This window comes from Amycolatopsis sp. NPDC059027, assembly GCF_042739735.1.
Taxonomy (GTDB): domain Bacteria; phylum Actinomycetota; class Actinomycetes; order Mycobacteriales; family Pseudonocardiaceae; genus Amycolatopsis.
In genome coordinates this window covers 52,499-71,012 of the sequence record NZ_JBHYIK010000042.1, presented here as the reverse complement: position 1 = coordinate 71,012, position 18,514 = coordinate 52,499, and the positions used below count along the sequence as shown (strand labels likewise).

Below are 18,514 nucleotides of genomic sequence, written 5' to 3'. Positions count from 1 at the left end.
CGACCCCCACCCCCCCCCCCCCCCGCACCCCCCCCCCTTGGCTCCGTGGGCCCCCCCCCCGCGGGGGGGCGCTTCCCCCCGCGCCCCCCCCCCGCGACCCTTCGATGTCCTTGTTCTGCCCGTGCGGCATGACGTACCCCGCGATGCGGTCACGGAGGCCGAGCGCGAACAACATCTCGAGGATGCCGCTGTCGTAGGCCACGACCTTGCCCGGCACCTTGGCGAACGTCAGATCCTGGCCGCAGTTCCTGACGGTGACGGGATACCCGGCCGCCGCGCTCGTGGCTTCCGGCCGGACCTGCGCACCGCATCCGGTGACGAGCAGCAGCGCGGCGAGCGCGGTCAGGAGGGAACGTCGTCGCGACATCGCGGGGATCCTTTCGGTTCGACGGCGTTGCTGTACAGAAGCTGCGGCGCGCCCGAAACGGGATGCGGCACGACGTGGGCGCGCACGCCGAACGTCGCGGCGATCAGCTCGGGGGTGAGCACCTCGCGCGGGGTGCCGTCGGCGACGACCCGGCCACCGGCGAGGACGTAGAGGAGGTCGCACGCGGACGCCGCGAGGTTCAGATCGTGCAGCGCGACGAGCGCGGTGACCCCGGTTTCCCGGACCAGGTCAAGGATTTCGAGCTGGTAGCGGACGTCGAGGTGGTTGGTCGGCTCGTCGAGCACCAGCACCTTCGGCTGCTGGGCGAGCGCGCGGGCGACGAGCACGCGCTGGCGTTCCCCGCCGGAAAGTGTGAGATACCCGCGCTCGGCGAGGTGCTCCGCCCCGACCCGGCGCAGTGCCCGCGCACAAAGGTCGTCGTCCGCGTCGGTGTCGCGTTCGAAGGCCCGCTTGTGCGGGAAACGGCCCATGGCGACCACCTCGGCGGCGGTGAAGTCGAACTCCATGTGCTGTTCCTGCGGCAACGCCGCGACACGTTGGGCGCTGTCACGCGCGGAGAGCGTCCAGACGTCGTCGCCGTCGAGCCGCACCACTCCGGCGGAAGGGCGCAGCGCACGGTAGACACACCGCAACGTCGTGGACTTCCCGCAGCCGTTGGGCCCGACGAGCCCGACGACGGCACCCTCGGGTACCCGCAGCCGCAGGTCGCGCACCAACTGCCTGCCGGCGACGGTCACCGTGAGATCTTCGACCCGGATCTCCATCAGCGGCCGCCGAAAACGTAGCCGCGGCGGCGCATCAGCCAGACGAACACCGGGACGCCGAACGCGGCGGTGAGCACGCCGAGCGGGAGTTCCTCGGGCGCCACCAGCGTGCGGGCGAGCAGGTCGACCCACACCAGCAGTACACCCCCGGCGAGCGGCGCCACGGCGAGCACCCGGCGGTGGTCGGCGCCGACAGCCATGCGTACCAGATGCGGGACCATGAGCCCGACGAACCCGACCGCGCCGCTCACGGCGACGAGGCAGCCGGTCACGGCAGCGCACACCACGAAGAGCGTGCGGCGCAACCGCGCGGGATCGACGCCGAGGGTCGCGGCCGTCTCGTCCCCCATGGCCAGCGCGTTGAGCCTCCGTGCCGAAACGTGGAAGTAGAGGAGGCCGAGCCCGACCGCGGCCGCGGCCACCGGCACCGACTGCCAGGTGACGCCGCCGAGACTGCCGAGCAGCCAGAACAACGCCGCGCGCACCGCGTCACCGCGGGGTGCCATGAAGACCAGAACCGTGCTGACGGCGGAGAATCCGTATGCCATCGCGGTTCCGGTCAGTACCAGCCGCAACGGTGTCATGCCCTCTCGCGAACGAGCGGCGAGGTAAACGAGCAGGGTCGCCCCCAGCGCGCCGAGGAACGCGGCCGCCGACAGGCCATAGAGACCGAGAGACGCGAAAAGGCCGAGGACGATCGAGGCGGTCGCACCCACCGACGCGCCCGAGGACACCCCGAGCACGAACGGATCGGCGAGGGCGTTGCGGACCAGTGCCTGGCTGGCGACGCCCACCGCGCTCAGCCCCGCGCCGACCACGAAGGCCAGCAGCACACGTGGCAGCCGGACCTGCCAGACGATCTGATATCCCGGCAGGTCCGCGGCGTCGATCCAGCCACCGGAGATCCCGGCGCCGGCGAACCGCGCGACGTCACGGATCGGCACGTTCGCCGCGCCGAGCGCGACGCCGCACACGAGCGAGGCGAACAGCGCCACGATGAGCAGGGTGATCAGGGGGACGACCGAGCGGCGACGTGGTGGAGTCCGTTGGAGGCCAACGGGTGCGGCCATGCGTTCGCCTTCCGGGCACGGGCCCGCGGACAACCGTGACCAGGGCCGTCCTGGCGGGACGGGACTCCGGACCGGCGACCCGCAGACCACGACGGGTACCAGAGCAAACCGCGCCCGACGGGTATTCGGGCTCGCCGTCACGGGGACGGCCCACCGTTGCGGGTCAGCGCCGGATTCCCACCGGCTTCCCCCGAACGGGCGCGGATGAACTTGTGGTGTGTACGTCCGGTGATCGTCGACCATGGACGGAGCGGGTGTCAATCCGCTGTGACCGGTTCGGCATCGGGTGTGGCGGCTACGGGGCGTCGATCGTCACGCTCACCCGGGGTCGTCAGGTTCTTCCGGTGAACCGGCCCGTGCGTAAGCCGCTCCCTGCACCCGCGATCGATGGAGTCGCAGTCGCTTATCCTTCTGTCCATAAAGGACGGAATGAAATGCGGCGAATTCGTGGCAGGTGACAAAAATGGCTCTGGTCGACGTGGCGTTCGTATCGGGTGACGAAGCGGTGGTAGCCAAAGGACTGCTCGGGTCCAGTCGATCCGACGTTGATCCATTCAGTGAACCGCCGATAGGCCGTGGGCACTTACCGCCGCGACAACGCATCAACCACAACACATGATCATGCACCACCAAACGCAGAATCCATACGAGCCGCGCTCGTGGCTTCTGCCTCGCCGAAGGTCAGAAGCTAGGCGCGGAGGAGAACGGCGTGCACAAGGCCAGCTCATGACGGCGTCTGTTCGAATTGGAACGGGCAACGCCAAGGTATCCGGACAACTGGGGAAACCTTACTCCACACCATGTTCACCCTCGGCGGTCACCGACCGGATCTACCAAGCCGGTGACCAGCCACAAAGCAAGAGGAGTCCAAGATTTGCCGGAATCCCTTATATAGCAACGAAAAACGAGGACTGGGAGTTCACCCGATCGATAGCACACATGTTCGATCGGACGGAGTAGAGTGGTGTTGTGGCCGTCGAGAGCAGCACCCAGAGTTCGCGCACCGAGTGGTGGCGCGAGTATGTCGGCTGCCTGCTGGACAGGCTTCTGGAGTCCGAGTGTGTGCAGCGTCGTGAGGCCGCGGTACAGGGCGAGGTCATGGCCGAGCTGGAACGCCGCGGGATACGCGACACCACCGGATACGGAAGTCTTGTGCGGTTGTTACAGGAGACGTTGAACATCCCGTACGCCGAAGCGAAGGCGCGCGCGGCGCGGGCGCTGGCGCTCAACGGCACCCGCGACCTGACTTCCGGCGAGCAGCCACCTACTGCGCCCGCGACCGCGCAGGCCGCGAGCGAGGGCGCGGTCGGGGCCGCGCAGATCGACGAAATCCTGCGCGTGCTGGACAAGCTTCCCCAGACCGTGTCGGCGCAGGATCGGGAACAGGCGGAGAAAATCCTCGCCGAACTCGCCCGCGCCGCCGGACCCCGAGAAATCCGCGCCGCCGGACGACGCCTGCTGAGTCAACTCGACCCCGACGGGAAAGAGCCGAAAACCCGGGAACCAAAGCCCTTCCAGCCCGAGTTCTCCATCGCCCCGCACCGGGATGGCGGGCACCAGATCAAAGCCCGCGTCGACGACGAAACCTCCGCACGCCTGCAAGCCATGCTCGACCCACTCGCCAAACCCCGCCCCGCCACCGAAGAAGACGGACGCGACACCCGAACCCAGTGGGAGCGACGCGGCTGCGCGTTCTCCGAACTGGTACGGATGTGGGCCGAACACCCCGACCTACCCACCCAAGCCGGAGAAGCCACCCACATCGTCGTCACTGTCGGACTCGAAGAACTACGGTCCGGCATCGGGCAAGCCACCCTCGATCTGCTCGGGGAGATCACCGCCGCCGAAGCACGGCGCCTCGCCTGCGACGCCAAGATCATCCCCATGGTGCTGGGCTCGCACAGCGAACCCCTCGACGTCGGCCGGGCACAACGCCTCGCCACCCCCGCCATCCGCCGGGCCTTGATCCGCCGCGACGGAGGCTGCGCGTTCCCGGGGTGCGATGCACCCGCTTACCGTTGTACGGCGCACCATGTGGTGTATTGGGCACACCATGGTGAGACCAAAGTGGACAATCTCGTGCTCCTCTGTTCCGTCCACCACAAGGTAATCCACCACTCCGAATGGGAAGTCCGGATCGCCAGCGACGGACTACCGGAGTTCGTGCCGCCCGCCTGGCTCGACGCGACCCGCACACCGCGACGCAACACCATCCACCTCAGAACCTGACGTGAGGTTCCCCGGTTGTCCGGACACCTTGCCTGAGGTGACCGGTGGTCACCAAGGAGGATGTCACGGTGCCTGCACCACATCCGCTCGAGTTCCACCAGCGTGCCGTTGCGCTAACCAGGCTGAGCGGCAAACCGGTCGCTGTGCCGGTGAAGGACCTGGGAGGGGCAGTGAGTCCTGTCTGCGGAACTGGATGACCCAGGCCGGATCGCCGCGTATTTCGCGCGGGAGAACATCCTCCCCAAGTAACGTTCCCGCTGATCCGTGAACTCGGCGCCGACGGGCCCGCACCACGATCCCCGATCCCAGACCGGACCTGGCCAACCGCCGTTTCACCGTCGACGCACCGGACCGGCTGTGGATCGCGCCGCGGTGATGAACGCCTATTCCCGGCTCATCATCGGCTGGTCCATCGTCGACCACATGCGCACCGAACTCGTCACCGACGCGCTTGGTATGGCGATTCTGCGTCGTGAAGGCCCCCTTCACAGCAAGGCCCCTCTACCCGAGTTGACCCCGCCTGGCTTGACAACGCTCGGCAATCGTCGCGAGTGCTCAGTGCCTGAACGTCAGGGCTGAACGTGGTATGTGCGCGTCACCGGACCTGACACGTACCCTTCGGCCGTCCGGCTCGACACGGTGAGCTCGAATGCTTCGAACGTTTCCGGAAGCGTGTAAGTGAAGGTCGCCTTGCCGTCCGGGCCGACCGGGACGACCTGAGGCGGATTGAACGCGATGGACCACAGTACCTCGTGCGAACCGCGCAAAGCGGGGGTCACGATGAACTCGATCGGCTGCCCCGGCTTGGCGGTCGAGGGGCCGCCCTCGGGAAACTGCGGGCTGGTCACGATCGGCGGTAGCGCTTTGACCCAGAACGTGAAGGACGTCTCGTCGGTCACCACACCCGACGCGGTCACACCACGGACCCGCAGGGAGCGATAACCCGGCGCCCGGGGCGTCCAGCGGACCGACGCCGAGCTGTCGGCACTCACGGCGATCGTCTGTTCCGCCTCGCCGTCGAAAACGTATCGGTACGAGACCACCGGCAGGCGCGGCGAAGAGAGCACGAAAGTGCCGGCGACACCGGGGCCGCCGCTCTCCGGGGAACCGCCGGGGTACTCGGCGCTCGTCACCGTCGGCGCGGGCGCATCCGCCTGGAAACCGCTCTCGCCCCAGCCGGATCGGACACCTGCCGCGTTCACGCTCGCCACGCGGACATCGAAAGTGCCCTTCGCGGTCGGTGTGTATTCGAAGGTCAGCGAACCGTCCGGAGCGGCGGGCACCGGCACCTCGGGGTCCCGGCCGATCCGATACACGTACGACACCACACCGTTCCGGTTCGGCTCGACCGTGAAAACCCGCTTCTGACCGACGAGACCGGACCACGCGTCGACCGTCACCGAAGGCTCCACCTGATTGACGTAGAAGGCGCGGTCGGTGACGCCGGACTTGACGCCCGTGGCGTCGACCGTCCACACCACGAGCTTGTGGCTTTCCTGTCCAGGCTGGGAAAACAGGAGCGGAACGCGCCCCGTGCGGTCCTGGCCCACGGGAAGCGACTGCTCGGCACCGCCGTCGATCCGGTAGACGAACGTCGCCGCCCCCTCCTGGGTGGCGGTGAACACGATGTCCGCGGACACCCCGAGTTCGAACCACGGCACCTGCGCGGCGGGGGCGGTGGCCCGTACCCAGTACCGGTAAGACCGGGCAGGTGATCGGTCGCCCGCACTTCCGACGCCGGTGACCTCGATGGAGACCGGTCCGTCGATGGCAGGAGTGACCGTCACGGTGGCGGAGCCGCCCGGATGGTCGGCCGTCACCCGGCCACCGCGGATGCCGAGCCCGGAGTACTCGAACGCCACCACGTTCTGGTCGCCGTCGGCGCTGAACGTGAAGTCGCCTGGCAGGCCCTGACCGCCGTCGCCGGGCGGACCACCGTTCTCCCGGTACACCGTGGAAGTGACCGTGGGTGCCTTCGACGCCGCTGCCGGATAGTGCGAGACCGGGTTCTGGGCGGCGGCGGTGCCCGGCACCACACCGAGACCACCGATCACGGCAGCGACGAGCAGCCAAGCCCGCGCGGGTCTGCCAGACGTCCTCATGGTTCATCCCCCCAAGGCATGATCGACACCTCGAGCCTAGCGGCCGCCGTGGCATTGGTAACCCCGCAAAAGGACCAACCGGAAACGTTCAGCGCCGGACGCGGCGGAACACCACGGTTTCGGCTTCCGAGGGACGGCGCGGGGCGATCGGCCGCGGCGCGGCACCCGGACGTTGCGGCGGAGCCTGCCGCGGAGGGGCTTCACGCCGACGGGGAATGATCACGGTGTCGGCTTCGGCGGACGGAACACGGTCCGATGGCTCCGCGGGCGCAGGCTTCGCGAACCGCTCTTCGACACGTTCCCGCACACGCGGGGCGGCCCACCACACGGCCAGCGTCGCGGCCAGCCCGACCAAAGCGCCGAAGATGATGTCCGACGGCCAGTGCACGCCGACGTACACCCGCGAGATCGCGATCAGCGCGGCCGGGACACCGAGCAGCCAGCCCCACCGCTTCGAGACGAAGAACCCGACGACGAAGGCGATGGTCATCGCGGCGGTGGCGTGGTTGCTGGGGAAGGAAACGCCGGGTTCGTGCTGGACGAGCTGGTGCACCGGGCGGGTTTCGAACGGGCGCTCGTGGACGGCGAAGGCGCGCAGGACCCGGTTGACGACGAAGCCCAGTGCGAGCGCGGCTCCGACCTGACCGGCGAGCCACAGGTTGTCCGCCAGTGCCCTGCCCCGCATCGTCCACAGCACGATCAGCCCGCCGGCGACGACCAGGACGTAGATCAACGGGCCCGCCACGAACTTCATCACCGCGTCGAGCGCGGCACTGTGCCCGGCCAGGCCGTTGATTACATCGAAGAGCACGATTCAGCTACCTCCCCCAGGTGAACACCTGATGACGGACACACCAAATCGATCATGCCAGTGAACGTGTGGTGACCGCGTGAGGGGCTGAACGTGAACGGAGGGTTACATCTCGCCGAGAGCCGTGACCGGGGATTCGACGCAGTCCGCGACGAACCGGAGGAAACCACCGGCGGTGCCGCCATCGCACACGCGGTGGTCGAAGGCCAGTGTCAGCTCGCAGATCTTCCGGGCGGCGAGTTCGCCGTCCACGATCCACGGGCGGTCCATGATCCTTCCGACACCGAGGATAGCGGCCTCGGGGTGGTTGATGATCGCGGCCGACCCGTCGACGCCGAACACCCCGTAGTTGTTGACGGTGAAGGTCCCGCCGGTCAGCTCGGCGGGGGTCAGCCCGCCCTCGCGCGCCGCGGCCGTACGCTCGGCGATCGCGGCCGACAAGTCTCTTGTGGACAGTTCGTGGGCCCCGGGCACGACCGGGACGACGAGGCCCCGGGCGGTCTGCGCCGCGAAGCCCAGGTTGATCGTGTCCAGCACCACGATCTCCTCGCCCTCGACGCGCGAGTTCAGCTCGGGGAACCGCCGCAGGCCCGCGACGGCGAACCGCGCGATCAGCCCGAGCAACGACACCGGGCGGTCGGGCGCCGCGGCGTTGAGCGCGGCTCGCGCGGCGACGAGTTCGGTCGCGTCGACGTCCACCCACACGGTGGCCTCCGGGATCTCCCGGCGCGACGTCGTCAGCTTGTCCGCGACCACCTTCCGCAGGCCCCGCAACGGAATCCTGCGCTCCCCCGCCGTCGGCACCGAGGGTTCGGGCAGCCGCGCCGCCAGCACGGTTTCGACGTCGGCGCGGCGGATGATCCCGTCCGGGCCGGTGCCGATGACCTGCCTGAGATCGATCCCGTTGTCCGAGGCCAGCTTCCGGACGAACGGCGAGATCACGCCCGGCCCGCTCACCTGCACCGGGGCCGTCGCCGGTGCCGCACCGTTGACCCGCCCGGTCCGCCTGCGCCGGGTAGTCGGCGCGGTCCCGTAGCCGATCAGCACGTTTCCGCTGGACTCGGCCTCGGCGGGCGACGGGGTCACGACGCCGGGCTCGGCGAATCCCGCGGCCTCACCGACGGACAGCAGCGGCGAGCCCACGGACAACGACTGACCGGGTTCGCCGTGCAACGCCGTCACGACACCGGCGAACGGCACCGGCACCTCCACCGCCGCCTTCGCGGTCTCGACCTCGACGACGGCCTGGTCCACCGCGACGGTGTCCCCCACCTTCACGAGCCAGTGCACGATCTCGGCCTCGGTCAGCCCTTCACCGAGGTCGGGGAGCAGGAAGTCAGGCACCGGCGACCTCCATCGGCTCGTCGTTCCACTGCAACCGCGCGATGGTGTCGAGGATCCGGTCGACGTCCGGCAGCTGATGACGTTCCAGTTTCGGTGGTGGATAAGGGATATCGAGCCCGGTGACCCGCAGGACGGGCGCGTGCAGGTGGTGGAAGCACTGCTCCGTCACCCGCGCGACGACCTCGGCGCCGTAGCCGGAGAACCCGGCCGCCTCGTGCACCACGACCGCACGCCCGGTGCGGCGGACGGACGCGGTCACGGTTTCGTCGTCGAACGGCGCCAGCGAGCGCAGATCGACGACCTCGACGTCCCAGCCCTCCGCGGTCGCGGCCTCCACGGTCTCCAGTGCGGTGGCGACCATCGGCCCGTACGCGATGAGCGTGACGTCCCGGCCGGGGCGGCGCACGACGGCTTTGTCGAAGGCGGCACCGGTCCGGGTGAAGGTCACCTCGTCCTTGGCCCAGTACCGGCACTTCGGCTCGAGGAAGATCACCGGGTCGTCGGATTCGATCGAGTCACGCAACAAGTCGTAGGCGTCCTGCGGCGTCCCCGGCGTGACGACGCGCAGGCCGGGTGTGTGCGTGTAGTAGGCCTCGCTGGAATCGCAGTGATGTTCCACCCCGCCGATGCCGCCGGCATACGGCACCCGGATCACCATCGGCAGCGACAACGCGCCGCGCGTGCGGTTGCGCAGCTTCGCCACGTGCGAGGTGATCTGCTCGAACGCCGGATAGGCGAAGGCGTCGAACTGCATCTCCACGACCGGGCGGAACCCGCCCATCGCCATGCCGATCGCGAAGCCGACGATGCCGGACTCGGCCAGTGGCGTGTCGAAGCAGCGGTCCTCGCCGAAGTCCGCGGTGAGCCCGTCGGTCACCCGGAACACCCCGCCGAGCGCGCCGACGTCCTCACCGAAGACGAGTACGCGGTCATCGTCCTTCATCGCGTCCCGCAGTGCTCCGTTGAGTGCCTGCGCCATCGAAACCGGGGTCATCTCACGCCTCCTGGGCTTCGAGTTCGGCTGCCACCAGCGCGCGCTGCGCGACGAGCTGGCGAGTGGGTTCGGCGTAGACGTGCTCGAACACCGACAGCGGATCGAGGTGCGGTTCGGCGTTCATCGTGTCCCGCACGGCTGCCGCGAAGTCCTCGGCCTCGGCGTGGAACTGCTCGATATCCTTGGCGGACAAGGCTTCCCGGCCCGTCAGGTAGGTTTCGAGGCGCCGGACCGGATCCGCGGCCCGCCAGCGTTCGACCTCCTCGGCGTCGCGATACCGGGTGGCGTCGTCGGCGTTGGTGTGCGCGTCGATCCGGTAGGTGTGCGCCTCGACGAGCATCGGCCCGCCGCCCCGCCGCGCGTGGTCGACGGCGGCGTCGAGCACGGCCAGCACCGCGACGGCGTCGTTGCCGTCGACCTGCTCGGAGCGCACGCCGTACCCGACGCCCTTGTACGCCAGCGCGGGCGCGGCGCTCTGCTTCTCCAACGGCACCGAGATCGCGTAACCGTTGTTCTGCACGAAGAACACCACCGGCGCGTCGAAGACGGCCGCGAAGTTGAGCGCCTCGTGGAAGTCGCCCTCGCTCGTGGCCCCGTCCCCGATGAGCGCCAGCACCACGGTGTCCTTGCCGCGCCGGCGCAGGGCGTGGGCGAGTCCGGTGGCGTGCAGGGTCTGCGTCGCCAGCGGGGTGCACTGCGGCGCGACTCGCGTCGAGGACGGGTCGTAGCCGCAGTGCGCGTCACCGCGCAGCAGCGTCAGGACTTCGCCAGGTTCGAGGCCGCGCGAGACCAGCGCGACGGAATCACGGTAGGTCGGGAACAGCCAGTCGTCCGGCCGCAGCGCCAGCGCGCTCGCGACCTGGCAGGCCTCCTGGCCCGAGCTCGACGGGTACACCGCGAGCCTGCCCTGCTTCGTCAGCGCCGTCGCCTGCGCGTCGAACCGGCGGCCGCGCACCATGAGCCGGTACGCCGTGCGCAGCCGGTCGAGCGCGGGTTCGGCGTACCCGGCACGCTGGCCGACCGCCGTGCCGTCCTCGGCGACGAACCGCACCGGGGTCTCGGAGGGCAACAGCTCGGCAGCCTTCGGCCGGTCCTCGCGCCGCGTCATCGACAGCACCACCCTCTCTGTGACATGTGATGCAAGAATGGTGTCCGTGGCCGAAGCAGTGTTCAAGCAGCGCGCGAAATGAGCGACAGATTGACCGAGAAAGCGATTTCCGACGGCAATACGTCCAGTGAGACCCAGGTCACCGGGCGGCCCGGCGGACGAACGGCACCCGCCCTCGACGACGTCGACCAGGCGATCCTCGCCGCACTGACCGAGGACGGCCGGATGTCGATCCGCGCGCTCGCGGACCGGCTGCACATCTCCCGCACCAACGCCTACAGCCGCCTCGAACGGCTCCTCGGCGAGCAGGTGATCACCGGGTTCGGCGCGCGGATCGACCCGCGCCAGGCCGGGTTCGGCACGAGCGCGTACATCATGATCACCATCGAGCAGACGTCCTGGCGCACGATGGCCGAACGGCTCGGCAAGATCCCGTACGTCGACCACGTCGCCCTCGTCGGCGGGGACTTCGACGTGCTGCTCCTGGTCCGCGCGCCGGACAACACCTCACTGCGGGACGTCGTGCTCGACCGCCTCCAAGCCATCGAAGGCATCCGCAACACCCGCACCTGGCTGATCTTCGAGGAGCGCCCTGGCGACACCCTGCGCGGCTGACCCCTTACAACGGGACGACCTTCGTCGCGCCGTAGGTCCCCTTGAGCGGCACCACGACCTTCCTCCGCCGTACCGTCACGGTCACGCTCTCCTGCAGCTGGGTCGGGTCGGACACGGCGAGCTGCCACCGGCCGTCCTTGCGCCCCAGCGCGATCGCCGCGGGGCCGGACACGGTCACCTCGTCGACCGACCCCGCACCGAAGAAGTTCGCCAGCAAAGTGTTGTCCCACAAGCGAACCGCCTGCACCGAGGTCGTGTTCGCCCGGACCCGCCACGACCACGCCGACGCCGCCGTGGCGACCCAGCTCGCGCCCGGAAGCACGACGTAGGCGTACCGCGCTTCCGACGGTTTGACGCCGTGTTCGATCACCAGCTTCTGGTAACGCCGGGTGTAGGGCACCGTGGTGCCCTTGGTGTTCGCGCCGGTGTCGACGTCCCGCCAGGTACCGGTCCGGTCCTCGCGCAACGTCGTCAGCCGCGCGTCGTCCAGCAGGACGTAACCTCCGACATCGGCCAGGTGCAGCCAGCGCGGATTGTCCACAGTGGATGATTCACCGAGTCCCGCGCGAGAACGCCTCCCCTCGATCAGGAGAGCACCCGAGCTGACGCACCGGTTCTCCATCACCGTCCGCACCCGCTCGCCGGAGGCGTCGGTGATCCCGGCACCGAGGCACACCACCCCGGACGGGGTGAAGAACCACGACTTCTTCGCGGTCAGCGTGCCGTCCGCCGAAACGAAGTCCAGCGCGTAGGCCCCGTGCCGGGCGTCCCAGCGCACACCACCGGTGTGCGCGTTCTTCGTCAGCGGAACCTGACCGAGCGGGCCGGTCGGGCCGGTCTTCGCCGTCGTCCCCGGCAGCAGCAGCGGATCGACGGTCGGCCAGTACGCGTCGGTGTAATGGCCTTTGGCGTTGGGCAGGAAGGTGTACAGCACCCCGTCGCCGGTGTACCAGCCGTGCAGGTTCATCGCGTTGACCGACTCGTAGCGCGAGATCCGCGTCGAGCTGACGCCGAGCGAGGCCGACCAGCCCTCGGTGACGTGCACCATCCGGTCCTGCTGCCCGAAGATCCGGTGCTCGGCGACGATCGGCGCCGAGCGGACCGGGCCCGCGAGCAGCTCCTGCGCGAACTCGATACCCGGGATCGCCACCAGGTCGGGGCCGGGCGCGAACCGCTCCGGGTCCGGAATCTTGAGGAATGGCGCGTAGGTGCCCTCCTTGATCCACTTGGCGGCGAGGCCACCCAGGTCCGTCTTCACCGCGCCGGTCGCCGAACGCGCGAGCAGCACGACGGCGACGGTCAGCTGGTGCCCGATGTCGTGCCCGGTCTCGCCCTGCCGCGACAGCATCCGGCCACGCACCGGCTCCATCAGCGCGCCCGCGTACACGAACGGCGCGAAGCTGTCGGCGACGAGCGCGAAGATCTGCTGCCGCAACGATTCCGGCAGCGCGAACTCCGTGCCCTGCGTGACATGGATCGTCCCGGCAAGCGCGGTGAGCAGCACGATGCCGTAGTGGCCGGGGTATGGGATCGAGTCGTGCTGGATGAACGAACCGTCGGTGTGGAACCCGTCCCCCGCCGCCTTGTCGAGCTTCGCGACGACACTCGCCGCGCCGTTGCCCGCGACGTCGACCAGCGCGTCGAGTCCTTTGTGGATCCGCCCGGTGTCCCCGAGCATCGCGCCGGACACGATCGCGATCAGCGATTTGTCCGCCCGGTTCGCCCCGGTCTCCACGATGCCCTGGTTGTTCGTCCTCCGGTTCGGGTCGCCGACGAAGCGCAGGACCGGCTTGAGGTACCGCGCGAGGTCGGCCGGATCGAGCTTGTCCGCCACCACTGACAGGGTGTGCAGCAGGTAGTACGGGATCCCGATCTCGTAGGTGTACCAGTTTCCCAGCTCGGCGGTGTTCTCGTTGTACTGGTGGGTGTACAGCAGATCGAGCGCCCGCTTGATCCGGTCGAGGACGACCGGGTCGCCGGACAGCGTCCCGCCCGGCGTTCCCCAGTCGACCGCGATCGCCCGCAGCCGCGCGTACATCGACGTCGTGTAGTCACTGCCCGGCCCGAACGGCAGATCCGTCCACAGTGGACCTTCGGTGACCGACATGCTCGCGTTGTACGCCTTGGCGACCCGGCCGAGGTTCGCCAGCGCCTCGGCCCGCTCCGGCGACGGCCGGTTGATCCCCGTCTGAAGCTCGCGGTACGCCTTGACGATCGACGCGAACGCCGAAGCAGCCTCCCGCGGAGCACCGGGCGCGCTCGCCGCGAACGCGGGACGGGCCGAAGCGCTCAGCGCGACGGAAGCGGCCGCGATCGCGCCGCCCCGCAGGGCGGTTCTCCTGTTCACGGGCATGGCGAAGCCTCCAAGGCGTCATTGGCTCAAGAGACGGACTTGCGAGAGAGGGGACGGGGAGCTACGGGGTCAGCGGATGCCGTCGGTACGGCGCGGGAGCCGCCACGGGTTGGCGTCGCGCAGGGCCTCGGGCAGCAGCGCGTCGGGGAACCCCTGCCACGCGACCGGCCGGAGGAACCGCTCGATCGCCGCGGTGCCGACCGAGGTGGTGGTCGGTGCGGTGGTGGCGGGGTACGGGCCGCCGTGCTGCTGGGCCCAGCTCACGGTCACCCCTGTCGGCCAGTCGTTCCACAGCAGCCGCCCGGCCAGCCGCGTCAGCGCGGGCAGCAGGCCGCGGACGAGACCCGCCTCGTCCTCCTCGCCCTGGATCGTCGCGGTGAGCCCGGGTTCGAGCGTGGCCAGCACGTCCAGCAGCTCGGCCTGATCGGTGTAGGTGACGACGAGCGAGGCGGGGCCGAAGCACTCTTCGTGCACCGCCGCTCCCCCGGCGAGGAACTCCTTCGCGGTGGTGGCCAACAGCGTCGGCGTGAACGCCGATCCGTCGGCCGAACCTTCGACGACAACGTCCACACCGGACACATCGCGCAGTTCGCCGAGCTTGTTCTCGTAACCGTACGCGATGCGATCGTTGAGCATCGGCTGCGCCGCGACCGCGGCCACGGCCTCGCGCAGGACGTCGTCGAGACCGTGCCCCTCGGGCAGGAACAGCAGGCCCGGCTTGGTGCAGAACTGCCCGGCGCCCAGGCTGAACGACCCCGCGTAGCCCTTCGCGACGGCCTCGCCCCGCGCGGCGAGCGCGCCCGGGGTGACCACGACCGGGTTGACGCTGCCGAGCTCACCGTAGAACGGGATCGGCGTCGGCCGGGACACGGCGATGTCGAACAGTGCCCGGCCCCCGGGCACCGAACCGGTGAACGCCGACGCCGCGATCCGCGGGTCCTTGAGCGCGGTGACGCCCGCCTCGACGCCGTGGATGACGTCGAACATGCCCTCCGGCGCGCCCGCCGCGACGAGTGCCTCGCGCACGATCTGCCCGGTACGCGCGGAAAGTTCCTCGTGGCCGGGGTGTGCCTTGAGCACGACAGGGCAGCCGGCGGCCAGCGCCGACGCGGTGTCCCCGCCCGCGACGCTGAACGCGAACGGGAAGTTGCTCGCGGCGAACACCAGCGCCGGGCCGATCGGGACGAGCACACGCCGGATGTCCGGGCGCGGGCCCATCGGCCAGTCCGGATCGGCGTGGTCGACCGTGGCGCCGAGGTACTCGCCGTCGGCCAGCACCTTGCCGAACAGGCGCAGCTGGAACGTCGTCCGCTTCAGCTCACCTTGCAGGCGCGGCGACGCCGGGAGGTGCGTCTCGGCGTGGGCGAGCGGGACCAGTTCCCCGGCGGCGGCGTCGAGGGCGTCGGCGACCGCGTCGAGCCACCGCGCGCGCTCGGCCGGGGTCGCGGCCGCCGCGGGCCGGGCGGCCGCCGCAGCGCCCGCGAGGATCGCTTCCAGCGTGGCGGGGTCGGTTTCCTGGCTCATACTTTCCTTACTCCTCAACGACTGTGTCTCTGAAAGAAGGTTCAGAAACTGTGGGCGGCGGCACCGGCGGCCAGCAGGTCCGGCCAGCGGGCGGGCCCGGCGAGCCCGAGGTGGTACAGGTGCACCTCGGCCGCACCCGCCTTCCCGAGTTCGGTGACGTAGGCCTCGATGTCGGGCACGGGGCTGGCCGCCACGGCGGTGATGTAACTGCCGACGGCGACCTTCTCGGGCAGCTTCGCCCGTGCCGCCGCGACAGCGTCCACACTGGACTGTCCGGGGGCCCAGTTCTGCAGCACGACGGCGCCGACCTCCTCGGAGGCGGCCGGGGTGAGCCCCGGCAGCGCGCCGGTGACCCACGGGTCGAGCGCGCCGTGCAGCACGATCCGGGTGCCGTCCGGAAGGCGTTCCAGCACCGCGTGCCGCAACGCGTCGGTCGCGGCCTGGCGCGTTTCGAGGATGCCGCGGCGCACCGAAGGCAGCAGCTTGTCCTCGGTCAGGGTCAGGTCACCCGCGGCGATCAGCCGCCGCACCTCGCCCCGCAATTGTTCACGGATGGTGTCGGCGTCGTGCCCGCGCTCGGTCCAGCCCTCGGCGCAGGCGGTGCAGCAGCACACCGACAGCAGCCGCGCCACCGCGGGCGCCCAGACGCCGTCGGTCTTTTCGTGTTGGTGCTGATGGACCGCGCCGAGCGGACCGCAGGCCTCCAGGATCACCGACGACAGCTCCAGCCCGTCGACGGCTTCGGCGGTGAGCGTCGCCGAATATTCGCGGACCGCGGGCTGTGCCGGGCACAGCGCCCACGGGTAGACCTCGCCGAAACAGTTGCGCACGGCGACGCCGGGGTTCGCGATGCCCAGCTGCGAGTTGTGCGTGAGCACGATCCACGCGGCGGCCGGGATCCCTGCCTCGTTGAGCAGCCGGACCGCGTCGCCGCCACTGTCGGGCCAATCTATCCAGTCCGGCGTGGACGGACGGAGTTCCTTGTCCCGCCAAGCTTCCTCGCGCACCGGCCGGTAGAACGCGGCGTGCCGCGCCAGCACCGACGTGCCCCGCTCCGACCACGGCGTCGCGGCCCGCGCGCTGTGGTAGGACAGCGCCACCGCGACCTCGTCCGCCTCCAGATCGGCCGCGCGGGCGGTGAAGCCGGGACTGGCGAGCACGTCCCACGGATAGGCGTAACCAGTCACCTTCACCGGGTCACCACCTCGCCGTGTTCGGCTCGAAGCCGGGCTCGAACTTCCGCATGTACGTCACATCGTCCCGTTTCGTCAGTCCACACCGGACAAAGTTCTCGTGCGCCCTGGCGAGCGCGTCGGGGTCGATTTCGATGCCGAGGCCGGGCTTGCCCGGAACCGCCACCGCGCCCTCGCGGAACTCGAGCGCGCCCGGCGCGATCACGTCGGCATCCTTCCACGGCCAGTGCGTGTCGCAGGCGAAGGTGAGATGCGGCGTGGCGGCGGCGACGTGCACCATCGCGGCGAGGCTGATGCCGAGGTGGCTGTTGGAGTGCATGGACAGCCCGACGCCGAAGCTCTCGCAGGTCACCGAGAGCGCCTGGGTGGCCCGCATCCCGCCCCAGAAGTGGTGATCCGACAACAGGACGCCGATCGCGCGGGCACGGAAAGCGGGTTCGATGTCACCGAGGTTGACCACGCACATGTTGGTGGCCAGCGGCATGTTCGCGTGTTCGGCGACCTTCGCCATGCCCTCGATCCCCGGCGTCGGGTCTTCGAGGTACTCCAGGACGCCGTCGAGTTCCTTGGCCACCGCGATCCCGGTGTCGACCGTCCACGCGGCGTTGGGGTCGATCCGCAGCGGGTGCCCGGGGAAGGCTTGGGCGAGGGCGTGGATGCCGTCGGCTTCCTGGCGAGGCTCGAAAACGCCGCCCTTGAGCTTGATCGAGCGGAAGCCGTACTCGTCGATCATCCGGCGCGCCGAGCCGACGAGCTGCTCCGGCGTCAAAATCTCGCCCCAGGAGTCCTCGGTGCCGTCGATGTGCTGGGCGTACTTGTAGAACAGGTACGCGGAGAACTCGACGGCGTCCCTGGCCTTGCCGCCGAGCAGGTCGACGACCGGGAGTCCCAGCGCGTGCCCCTGCGCGTCCAGGCAGGCGACCTCGAACAGCGAGAACACGCTGGAAATGGTCTTACGGATGGAGAAACCGCCGATCAGCCCGTGCTCGTCGGTGAGCACCGTACCGGCAAGGGTCTCGGCCACGATCCGCCGCAGCCCCGGCAGGTCGAACACGTCGTGCCCGCGCAGCCGCGGCAGCACCTTGCGCACCTCGCCGAGGAACGCGGCGTCGCCGTAGGACTCGCCGAGCCCGACGACGCCGTCCTCGCAGATCACCTGCACGACGCTCCGCAGCGCGAACGGCTCGTGCACGCCCATCACGTTGAGCAGCGGCGCGTCCGCGAACGCGACCGGCGTCAACACGACGTCCTGGATCTTCAAGCTCACCGCTTCACAGCCCCTTCAGCGTCGTGAAGCCGTTCTCGACGATCTGCGCCAGCCGGTCGATCTGCTCCGGCGTCGGCTCGACCAGCGGCGGGCGCACCGGGCCGACCTTGTCCCCGCGCAGCCGCGCGGCGGCCTTGACCAGCGACACGGCGAACCCTGGCGTCTCGTCGCGGAGCGCGACCAGCGGCAGGTAGAACCCGCTGAGCAGGGTGTCCATCACCGCATTGTCCCCCTCGGCCAGCGCCCGGTGGAAGCGGTGCGCGATCTCCGGGGCGAAACAGTGCACCGCCGACGAATATCGCGCGACGCCGACCGACGCGTACGCCTTCGCCGAGACCTCCGCGGTCGGCAGCCCGTTGAAGAACAGGAAGTCCCGCGCCCGCTCGGTGCCGACGGACCGGATCGCGGTGACGATCCGGGTCATCAGCTCGACGTCGCCGAAGCCGTCCTTGAGCCCCACCACGGACGGAATGTCCACAAGGGACACCGCGGTCGGAGCGGTGAACACGCCGGTGCCCCGGTGGTAGACGATCACCGGCACCGAGGACTCGCCGACCGCGAAGCGGACGAAGTCGACCAGCCCGGCGGGCGGACCGGACACGAGATAGGGCGGGAGGAGGAGAACGCCGTCGGCGCCCCCCTCCTCCGCCGCGGCGATCGCGGGCCCCCCCGCCCCCGCGCCCCCCCCCCCCCCCCCCCACACCCCGGGCCCGCCCCCCCCCCCCGCACACCCCCTCCGCCCGAACCCCGCC

Annotated in this window: 14 protein-coding genes, 2 pseudogenes and 1 riboswitch; of the genes and pseudogenes, 3 read left to right on the top strand and 13 right to left on the bottom strand. The window is 69.9% G+C overall.

The window, feature by feature from the left end:
- The 3 genes and pseudogenes from ACFWY9_RS27275 to ACFWY9_RS27265 form a co-directional block, all read right to left on the bottom strand.
- A pseudogene (locus ACFWY9_RS27275) lies at positions 1–367 on the bottom strand (hypothetical protein); the annotation flags it as partial.
- Complete coding sequence (locus ACFWY9_RS27270) at positions 343–1,152, bottom strand: ABC transporter ATP-binding protein (RefSeq protein WP_378340252.1); 810 nt, start codon at positions 1,150–1,152, stop codon at positions 343–345. The pseudogene ACFWY9_RS27275 and the gene ACFWY9_RS27270, both read right to left, overlap by 25 nt.
- Entirely contained in the window at positions 1,152–2,222 is a 1,071-nt protein-coding gene (locus tag ACFWY9_RS27265) for a FecCD family ABC transporter permease (protein WP_378323947.1), read from the bottom strand. Before ACFWY9_RS27265 ends, ACFWY9_RS27270 begins: the two co-directional genes overlap by 1 nt.
- A gap of 98 nt (positions 2,223–2,320) precedes the next feature.
- Positions 2,321–2,436, bottom strand: a riboswitch (cobalamin riboswitch).
- Between the two features lie 755 nt (positions 2,437–3,191).
- On the opposite strand from ACFWY9_RS27265, the gene ACFWY9_RS27260 reads away from it, so the two are divergent.
- Both ACFWY9_RS27260 and ACFWY9_RS27255 read left to right on the top strand, forming a co-directional pair.
- Positions 3,192–4,451: a DUF222 domain-containing protein gene (locus ACFWY9_RS27260; RefSeq protein WP_378340251.1), complete on the top strand. Its 1,260-nt coding sequence runs from the start codon at positions 3,192–3,194 to the stop codon at positions 4,449–4,451.
- A 357-nt stretch (positions 4,452–4,808) separates the two neighbouring features.
- A complete protein-coding gene (locus ACFWY9_RS27255; RefSeq protein WP_378340250.1) occupies positions 4,809–5,030 on the top strand; it encodes a hypothetical protein in 222 nt (73 codons plus the stop codon).
- Here the strand turns inward: ACFWY9_RS27255 and ACFWY9_RS27250 are convergent.
- The 5 genes from ACFWY9_RS27250 to pdhA form a co-directional block, all read right to left on the bottom strand.
- Positions 5,021–6,553: a hypothetical protein gene (locus tag ACFWY9_RS27250; protein WP_378340249.1), complete on the bottom strand. Its 1,533-nt coding sequence runs from the start codon at positions 6,551–6,553 to the stop codon at positions 5,021–5,023. The genes ACFWY9_RS27255 and ACFWY9_RS27250 overlap by 10 nt on opposite strands.
- Before the next feature lie 88 nt (positions 6,554–6,641).
- Positions 6,642–7,364, bottom strand: a complete 723-nt coding sequence (locus ACFWY9_RS27245; RefSeq protein ID WP_378340248.1) for a phosphatase PAP2 family protein — start codon at positions 7,362–7,364, stop codon at positions 6,642–6,644.
- A 105-nt stretch (positions 7,365–7,469) separates the two neighbouring features.
- The gene (locus tag ACFWY9_RS27240; protein ID WP_378340247.1) at positions 7,470–8,708 is read right to left on the bottom strand and encodes a dihydrolipoamide acetyltransferase family protein; all 1,239 of its coding nucleotides are present in this window, start codon (positions 8,706–8,708) and stop codon (positions 7,470–7,472) included.
- Positions 8,701–9,702 carry an alpha-ketoacid dehydrogenase subunit beta gene (locus tag ACFWY9_RS27235; RefSeq protein ID WP_378340246.1) on the bottom strand — a complete coding sequence of 334 codons (1,002 nt, stop codon included), beginning with the start codon at positions 9,700–9,702 and terminating at the stop codon, positions 8,701–8,703. The genes ACFWY9_RS27240 and ACFWY9_RS27235 overlap by 8 nt, the downstream gene beginning before the upstream one ends.
- 1 nt (position 9,703) lies before the next feature.
- The gene (gene pdhA / locus ACFWY9_RS27230) at positions 9,704–10,810 is read right to left on the bottom strand and encodes a pyruvate dehydrogenase (acetyl-transferring) E1 component subunit alpha (protein WP_378323954.1); all 1,107 of its coding nucleotides are present in this window, start codon (positions 10,808–10,810) and stop codon (positions 9,704–9,706) included.
- Between the two features lie 78 nt (positions 10,811–10,888).
- Between pdhA and ACFWY9_RS27225 the strand changes: the two genes are divergently transcribed.
- On the top strand, positions 10,889–11,425 hold the full coding sequence (locus tag ACFWY9_RS27225; protein WP_378340245.1) for an Lrp/AsnC family transcriptional regulator: 537 nt from the start codon (positions 10,889–10,891) through the stop codon (positions 11,423–11,425).
- A 4-nt stretch (positions 11,426–11,429) separates the two neighbouring features.
- Here the strand turns inward: ACFWY9_RS27225 and ACFWY9_RS27220 are convergent, their stop codons facing one another.
- The 5 genes and pseudogenes from ACFWY9_RS27220 to ACFWY9_RS27200 all read right to left on the bottom strand — a co-directional run.
- Positions 11,430–13,778, bottom strand: a complete 2,349-nt coding sequence (locus tag ACFWY9_RS27220; protein WP_378340244.1) for a polysaccharide lyase 8 family protein — start codon at positions 13,776–13,778, stop codon at positions 11,430–11,432.
- Between the two features lie 69 nt (positions 13,779–13,847).
- Positions 13,848–15,302 (bottom strand): aldehyde dehydrogenase (NADP(+)), encoded by a 1,455-nt coding sequence (locus ACFWY9_RS27215; RefSeq protein WP_378340243.1) that lies wholly within the window; start codon positions 15,300–15,302, stop codon positions 13,848–13,850.
- A 41-nt stretch (positions 15,303–15,343) separates the two neighbouring features.
- Positions 15,344–16,495, bottom strand: coding sequence for a hypothetical protein (locus ACFWY9_RS27210; RefSeq protein WP_378340242.1), 1,152 nt, complete (start codon positions 16,493–16,495; stop codon positions 15,344–15,346).
- Positions 16,496–16,499: 4 nt separating this feature from the next.
- Positions 16,500–17,756: a glucarate dehydratase family protein gene (locus ACFWY9_RS27205; protein WP_378340266.1), complete on the bottom strand. Its 1,257-nt coding sequence runs from the start codon at positions 17,754–17,756 to the stop codon at positions 16,500–16,502.
- Between the two features lie 10 nt (positions 17,757–17,766).
- A pseudogene (locus ACFWY9_RS27200) lies at positions 17,767–18,420 on the bottom strand (dihydrodipicolinate synthase family protein); the annotation flags it as partial.
- Positions 18,421–18,514 lie beyond the last annotated feature (94 nt).

Excerpts from the sequence above, each read along its gene's own strand:
- ACFWY9_RS27270 (WP_378340252.1), bottom strand. The coding sequence starts at position 1,152 with ATGGAGATCCGGGTCGAAGATCTCACGGTGACCGTCGCCGGCAGGCAG.
- ACFWY9_RS27265 (WP_378323947.1), bottom strand. The coding sequence starts at position 2,222 with ATGGCCGCACCCGTTGGCCTCCAACGGACTCCACCACGTCGCCGCTCG.
- ACFWY9_RS27250 (WP_378340249.1), bottom strand. The coding sequence starts at position 6,553 with ATGAGGACGTCTGGCAGACCCGCGCGGGCTTGGCTGCTCGTCGCTGCC.
- ACFWY9_RS27235 (WP_378340246.1), bottom strand. The coding sequence starts at position 9,702 with ATGACCCCGGTTTCGATGGCGCAGGCACTCAACGGAGCACTGCGGGAC.
- pdhA (WP_378323954.1), bottom strand. The coding sequence starts at position 10,810 with ATGACGCGGCGCGAGGACCGGCCGAAGGCTGCCGAGCTGTTGCCCTCC.
- ACFWY9_RS27225 (WP_378340245.1), top strand. The coding sequence starts at position 10,889 with ATGAGCGACAGATTGACCGAGAAAGCGATTTCCGACGGCAATACGTCC.
- ACFWY9_RS27220 (WP_378340244.1), bottom strand. The coding sequence starts at position 13,778 with ATGCCCGTGAACAGGAGAACCGCCCTGCGGGGCGGCGCGATCGCGGCC.
- ACFWY9_RS27215 (WP_378340243.1), bottom strand. The coding sequence starts at position 15,302 with ATGAGCCAGGAAACCGACCCCGCCACGCTGGAAGCGATCCTCGCGGGC.